Origin of the sequence: Anaerostipes butyraticus, assembly GCF_016586355.1 — a bacterium.
Taxonomy (GTDB): Bacteria; Bacillota; Clostridia; order Lachnospirales; family Lachnospiraceae; genus Anaerostipes; species Anaerostipes butyraticus.
In genome coordinates this window covers 97,860-104,359 of record NZ_BLYI01000046.1, presented here as the reverse complement: position 1 = coordinate 104,359, position 6,500 = coordinate 97,860, and the positions used below count along the sequence as shown (strand labels likewise).

At 43.8% G+C, this 6,500-nt stretch carries 8 protein-coding genes and 2 tRNA genes; 1 reads left to right on the top strand and 9 read right to left on the bottom strand.

Annotated elements, in window-relative coordinates:
• Positions 1-320: 320 nt before the first annotated feature.
• From JMF81_RS11165 to JMF81_RS11125, 9 genes are all read right to left on the bottom strand, one after another.
• Positions 321-409: transfer RNA gene (locus JMF81_RS11165), tRNA-Ser, on the bottom strand.
• Between the two features lie 32 nt (positions 410-441).
• Positions 442-527, bottom strand: a tRNA-Ser gene (locus JMF81_RS11160).
• 97 nt (positions 528-624) lie between these two features.
• Positions 625-1,404 (bottom strand): 2-C-methyl-D-erythritol 4-phosphate cytidylyltransferase, encoded by a 780-nt coding sequence (ispD, locus tag JMF81_RS11155; protein ID WP_201311528.1) that lies wholly within the window; start codon positions 1,402-1,404, stop codon positions 625-627.
• A 9-nt stretch (positions 1,405-1,413) separates the two neighbouring features.
• On the bottom strand, positions 1,414-2,436 hold the full coding sequence (tsaD, locus tag JMF81_RS11150) for a tRNA (adenosine(37)-N6)-threonylcarbamoyltransferase complex transferase subunit TsaD (RefSeq protein WP_201311527.1): 1,023 nt from the start codon (positions 2,434-2,436) through the stop codon (positions 1,414-1,416).
• Between the two features lie 8 nt (positions 2,437-2,444).
• Positions 2,445-3,359: a ribonuclease Z gene (locus JMF81_RS11145; RefSeq protein ID WP_201311526.1), complete on the bottom strand. Its 915-nt coding sequence runs from the start codon at positions 3,357-3,359 to the stop codon at positions 2,445-2,447.
• 10 nt (positions 3,360-3,369) lie between these two features.
• Positions 3,370-4,104 carry a ribosomal protein S18-alanine N-acetyltransferase gene (gene rimI / locus JMF81_RS11140; protein WP_201311525.1) on the bottom strand — a complete coding sequence of 245 codons (735 nt, stop codon included), beginning with the start codon at positions 4,102-4,104 and terminating at the stop codon, positions 3,370-3,372.
• On the bottom strand, positions 4,079-4,801 hold the full coding sequence (gene tsaB / locus JMF81_RS11135) for a tRNA (adenosine(37)-N6)-threonylcarbamoyltransferase complex dimerization subunit type 1 TsaB (RefSeq protein ID WP_201311524.1): 723 nt from the start codon (positions 4,799-4,801) through the stop codon (positions 4,079-4,081). The genes rimI and tsaB overlap by 26 nt, the downstream gene beginning before the upstream one ends.
• Entirely contained in the window at positions 4,802-5,227 is a 426-nt protein-coding gene (gene tsaE / locus JMF81_RS11130) for a tRNA (adenosine(37)-N6)-threonylcarbamoyltransferase complex ATPase subunit type 1 TsaE (RefSeq protein WP_201311523.1), read from the bottom strand.
• An 11-nt stretch (positions 5,228-5,238) separates the two neighbouring features.
• Complete coding sequence (locus JMF81_RS11125) at positions 5,239-5,826, bottom strand: YcxB family protein (protein WP_201311522.1); 588 nt, start codon at positions 5,824-5,826, stop codon at positions 5,239-5,241.
• 107 nt (positions 5,827-5,933) lie between these two features.
• Between JMF81_RS11125 and JMF81_RS11120 the strand changes: the two genes are divergently transcribed.
• Positions 5,934-6,476, top strand: a complete 543-nt coding sequence (locus JMF81_RS11120; RefSeq protein ID WP_201311521.1) for a stage V sporulation T C-terminal domain-containing protein — start codon at positions 5,934-5,936, stop codon at positions 6,474-6,476.
• Positions 6,477-6,500 lie beyond the last annotated feature (24 nt).

Genomic DNA, 6,500 nt, shown 5'->3' with positions numbered 1-6,500 from the left:
CCAGCGTTCATCCTGAGCCAGGATCAAACTCTCATGTTAAATGGTTTGTCCCAAGTCAAGAAAGCACTAGCTTCTTATCCTTGTTCATTACTGTTCTATAAAGAACGTTCGTCGGTTTTTCTTTAAAAACCTTCCTGAAAAATTCATCAGAATTTTCAAGGTTGTCTTATTGTTCAGTTGTCAATCTTCATTCTTCCTCCGTGCCGTTCGACACAGCTGTTTTCGTTGTTGTTCACTGTTTCGTGCAACTATTTTAATATATCACATCTTTTTCAGCTTGTCAACAACTTTTTTCAACTTTTTTTGGATGAAATATCCAACGGAGAAGGAGGGATTTGAACCCTCGCGCCGCTATTAACGACCTACTCACTTTCCAGGCGAGCCCCTTCAGCCACTTGGGTACTTCTCCAAGGGTTGATCTCATGTTGTTATTCATGATAACGGAGAGGGTGGGATTCGAACCCACGCGCCCTTGCGGACAAACGGTTTTCAAGACCGCCTCGTTATGACCACTTCGATACCTCTCCACGCGTATATTCTGTTGTTCTTTGCGTCGCTCTCTCGATGACGCTTGTATATAATAACAAACCAGGATATACTTGTCAACATCTTTTTTCAAATTTTTTATTTTTTTCTTTTTTGATGCCGTTTGAACACCTGCATCTGGGCATAAATGACCTTATCATGGATACGATGAAGCACCCGCAGGACCTTTCTTGCCTTCATCAGACTGCCTGCAATTCTCACATCTTCCGGCGTCGTAATCTTTATATTATCATACCCGCCTTCAATGAGTTTTACCGGAACTTTTGCGTATGTCTCAACAACCATTGCGTCATCTGTCGCATTGGTCGCTCCGCTCTCCATTAATTTCTGATAAGCATTCATAACCAGACTGTATTCAAAACACTGCGGCGTCTGCACCTGCCATAGAGTTTTCCGCTCCGGCGTATGAATTGCATAATTTCTCTGATCTACTATTTTTATCGTATCTTTGCTCGGCATTCCAACGACACAGGCCCTGTACTCCATAACATTTAAAATACATTGTTTGATCAGTTCCCTGTTAATCATCGGGCGTGCACCATCATGAATCAGCACGTAATCCGCCTGATTCACAGCTTTTAACCCACAATATACCGAAGCGTAGCGTTCGCATCCTCCTGCTACGATCCGGGTTACCTTATGAAAGTTATATTTTTCTACAATGTACTGCCTGCAGTACTCGATCTCATCCTCTCCTGTTACAAGGATGACCTCATCCACCGGGCTGTTTTCAAATGCCTTCAGGGCATAATATACCAAAGGCCGTGATTTTATCAGCATATATTGTTTGGGAATCCCGCTTCCCATGCGTTTCCCTTCTCCTGCCGCTAAAACAATCGCAACGACTTTTTTCCGCATATCATACTCCTATCTGCTGCCAATTTTTAATCCTGGCACTGCATTTAAATCCCATCCGCTTCTCGTTCCATTCATATATTCATGATATCCGCATACGCCGATCATGGCAGCGTTATCCGTACAAAAAACAGGAGACGGATAGTAAAAATCAATCCCTGCCTCTTTGCACCGCTCTATCATTTTCTCACGAAACGCATGATTGGACGCAACTCCCCCGGCAATCGCCAGTTTTTTATATCCTAACTCAACCGCGGCTTCGACACCATGAGCGCTTAATACATCCACGACTGCTTCCTGGAAAGAAGCGGCAACGTCTGCTTTGTTAACCTCTTCTCCCTTCATCTGACAATGATTCAGATAATTCAATACAGCTGATTTCAGTCCGCTGAAACTGAAATCCATCTTAGAATCATTCACTTTTGCTCTTGGGAATGCGATTGCGTTTTTATCTCCCTCTTTCGCAAGTGCTTCAATCTTTGGTCCTCCCGGATATCCCAGTCCAATTGCGCGGGCCACCTTATCAAACGCTTCCCCGGCAGCATCGTCTCTGGTACGTCCGATCACTTCATACGTCACATAATCCTTCACATTTACAAGATGGGTATGCCCTCCGGATACTACAAGACAAAGAAACGGTGGTTTCAGATCCGGGTGCTCAATATAGTTGGCACAGATATGTCCTTCAATATGATGGACTCCTACCAGAGGTTTTTTCTTCGCAAAGGCAATTGCTTTTGCCTCCGCAACTCCCACCAGCAGAGCGCCCACCAGGCCTGGACCATAAGTTACCGCTATTGCGTCGATTGTATCCAGCGTCTCTCCTGCTTCCTTCAATGCTTCTTCTATTACATAATTAATCTTTTCAATATGTTTTCTTGATGCGATTTCGGGTACGACTCCCCCGTACAGTTTATGCAGTTCAATCTGAGATGAAATAATGTTAGATTTTACAATACGGCCGTTTTCTACGACAGACGCAGCTGTCTCATCACAAGAAGACTCGACCGCCAGTATTTTTACACACTCACTCATTGGTACCTTTACTCCTCCTGAAAATCTAAAGTTATCGTCTTTCCATCTTTTCCCGGGACGGCATTTGGGTAAATTTTACGGACCTTCCCCATAAATTCCTCCGGCCGTACCAGAGACGGACTGTAATGGGTCAGCCATAAACGTTTTACACCTGCCTCTTTTGCAATCCTGGCTGCTTCGTAAAACGTCATATGTTTATATTCTCTTGCTTTGGCTTCTTTTCCATCTTCTCCGTACATTCCTTCACAAATCAGCAGATCTGCATCAGCGGCATGTCTGACAATGGCAGGCACCGGCCTGGTATCTGTACAATACGTAAGCCGGATCCCTTTTCTTGGTTTTCCTAAAATCATATCACTTGTCAATACACGCCCATTTTCATCTTCCAGGGTTTCCCCCTTCTGAAGCCGGTTCCAGTATTTCATCGGAATATCATTTTCCCTGGCCTTGCATGGATCAAATTTGCCCGCACGTGGAATTACAACACTGTATCCATAGCAGATTACATTATGTTTCACCTGGAATGCCTCGATCGTGTATCCATCCATCTCGATCCTGTGCTCTTTTTCCTTCAGCTCATAAAACCGGATTGGAAACGGAAGTTCCGGCGCAATGATTCTTAAAGAGTTTACCACCTTTTCCACACCGCGGGGTCCTATGATCAGAAGCGGCTCTGTTCTCTCCGCATTTCCAAGGGTCAGTAAAAGACCCGGCAGTCCGCTGATATGATCCGCATGAAAATGTGTAAAACAGATGGCATCCAGCGGCTTAACGCTCCATCCTCGGTCTTTAATTCCTACCTGTGTTCCTTCTCCGCAGTCAATCAGCAGACTATGTCCCTGAAAACGGGTCATGCACGCAGTCAGCCTGCGGTACGGCAGAGGCATCATGCCTCCTGTTCCTAACAAACATACATCTAACATATATCATCCTTTATGACAAAACTTCACTTTTTTCAGTTACTTTCGGAGATATCTCAAACTGTTTTACGATACGGTCATAGCAACGTTCACATATCTTAAATTCATGTATTTCCGTATCTTTATTTGAAAAATATCCCCACTCTTTTTTTACTTCTATAAAATCAGTTTTTTCGTCAATCTTATTTCCACAAACATTACAAATCATAGTTTCCTCCTCCTTACCAGAATCATTATAAGTCGAAGTTTCCCCTGATTCTACTGGTAATGAATGGATAGGATCCGGATCGTCCCAAAACATTAAAATCGCATCTTCCATTGGATCTGAATAATATTTGGGACGCCTTCCATACTCCTCAAATCCTGACTTTTTATAGAAATTTCTTGCGGCCTGATTGGATTCCCTCACCTCCAGATAAATGGTCTCAACTCCCATTTTTCGGTATCTCTCCCGAAATTCCTGCAAAAGCAATGTCCCAATTCCCATCTTGCGGATAAATGGAACAATCGCAATTCTCTGGAGTTCTCCCTGTTCCAGAATATGCTCCGCCATAATATAACCACTGATCTTATTGCGGTCTCTCCACACATAAATATCACTGGTCTTTTTGTAATAAAATGATTCAATGCTCTCCAGACTCCACGGTTTATGAAATGTAATCCGTTCAATTTCCGCGATCATTGCCAGATCTTCCGGAAGAGCTTTGTGCACATGCCATTCTCTAGCATTTGCTTTCGCTTTTTCCATGGATCCGCTCTTCCCTCTCTCTTTCTGCCTGTGATTTTCTCAAATATTCCGGCGCAAAAGCATCTGCTGTCTGCCACATTCCCTTCTCATAATATACTTCTGCCAGCGCCCCGACAGCTCCGGCTCTCTGCCGATTCACATGGGCAGGCGCGAAGACTGCATCCGTTCCCATAGCCTCTTCGATTTCTTTACGATAAACCGGCACTCCGTCTCCTAAAAATATTACAGGTTCTTTATACTCTTTCAGCTGTTTTAATGTATCCTCGACACTCTGGGCGCACTGTTCTTTCACAACCTCCATCTGAGATCCGTGGAATCGATAAAATCCTGTATACACTTGTTTCCTTCTTGCATCCATCATCGGACAAATCAGACTGTTCACACCAAACAGCTGATATGCAAGTCCATCCACTGTTGGGACCCCAATGATCGGTTTGTTCAGAGCCAGTCCAAGCCCCTTGGCTGTTGCTGCCCCGATTCGCAGTCCTGTAAAAGACCCCGGTCCCATTGCCACTGCGACTGCGTCAATTTCATCCATGTTAAAAGACGTTCTCCGGATCACCTCATCCAGCATCGGCAGAAGAGTCTGAGAATGTGTCAGTTTATTTCCTGTCGTATATTCAGCGATCAGTCTGTCGTCTTCCAGCAGTGCCACGGAGGCTACCAGCCCGGAACTATCCAATACCAATAATTTCATCTATATCTCCTTTATCTCTATATCCCGATAATCAAATCCCTTTTCCAGATCTTTCCGAATTTCAATCCTTGTAAAATGATCCGGCAGAATTTCCTGGATCAAATCTGCCCATTCAATCAGACAGACACCATTTCCATATATATAATCTTCGTATCCAATCTCATCCATCTCTTCAATATCGCCGATCCGATAGACATCAAAATGATAGAAAGGCAGTCTGCCTTCCTCATATTCTTTTACGATTGTAAATGTAGGACTTGAGACTGCCTCTTCAACTCCAAGCCCTTTCGCCAGCCCCTGGGTAAACACGGTTTTCCCAACTCCCAGATCCCCATACAGACAAAGCACCTGCCCGGCTTTCGCTTCTTTTCCGATCTTCTCGCCCAGCTGGAAAGTTTCATCTGCGCTATGACTCTGAATGATCATTCTAATCTCCTTTACTCTTCCGTTTTTTCTTCTTTGCCTTCTTCTTCCTTCGCCTCGCCGGAAGCCTTGGCATATCTGGAAATCCCTGAATCTTTCTGTGTCTGTCTGACAGGATTTGTTCTTGCTGCTCTGACATGTTCTTCAATATACTTCATGATTTCCTGTTTCTGGCTTCCCATGGCTTCATCCGGAAAAACGAATGCCTGCTGTTTCCCGGTATACAGAATATAAAGTCCGAAACTATGCCTGATCTTCATAATACGGTTCCACTCAATGATTCCTGTGTCATCTCCAATTTCAACAAAAATCCCATCCTCTTTCATCGTATAATAAGACGGCTGCTGATACGTAGGATGGGTGTCGGCCTGTTTTTTAGCTTTCTGGTATAAAATAAGCGGATTGATCACTACAAGAAGCAGAAGAATCAAGGCTCCTGTTACAATGTAAGTCCAGTCCTGGCCCTGAGCGATTCCTCGAATGCACATAAAAAATCCTACAATGATCATAACAATGGAAAAAATTCCTGATGCTCCAGAATACGTGTACATCATGGAAAATTTAAAAATATCTTTTGCTGTCAGCTGTGTTTGAAACTTCATGTTCTTTCTCCTTTTTCCTATTAATGAGATATTATAGCATAATCCTGGGTATAAAACCAACCTTTTTACAAATACTATGGATATAAAAAAATGATGGAGGATCAATCATGAGAGCTACAGGTATTGTACGAAGAATCGATGATCTCGGACGCATTGTCATTCCAAAAGAAATACGTAAAACTATGCATATCCGGGAGAGCGATCCTTTGGAAATCTTTACAGAACGGGACGGCGGGATTATCTTGAAAAAGTATTCTCCGATCGGAGAAATGAGTCCTTCCGCACAGCAGTTTGCAGATGCGGTTGCCGCTTCTCTTCCCTATACAGTTTGTGTTTGTGACCAGGATTCCGTAATCGCGGCTGCTGGTCCCAACGGAAAAAAACTTCTTGGGAAAATACTTCACCCCCAGGCCGAAGACGCCCTTCACGACAGAAAACAGATGATTCTTGCAAAAAAAGATTCCGGCTTCTTCCCCCTGGTTTCAGATTTTCCTGAAGAATTTGCTGAAATTGCTTTTTCCACCATTATCGCAGAGGGAGACGCCATCGGTCTGGTATGCCTTCTTTCCAATGAAGGAAATTTTACTGACCAGGATCTTTTAACGGCCCGGATTGGCGCCTCCTTTCTTGGAAAACAGATGGAAGATTAAAAAAAATTCCCGACCGGACGCCGG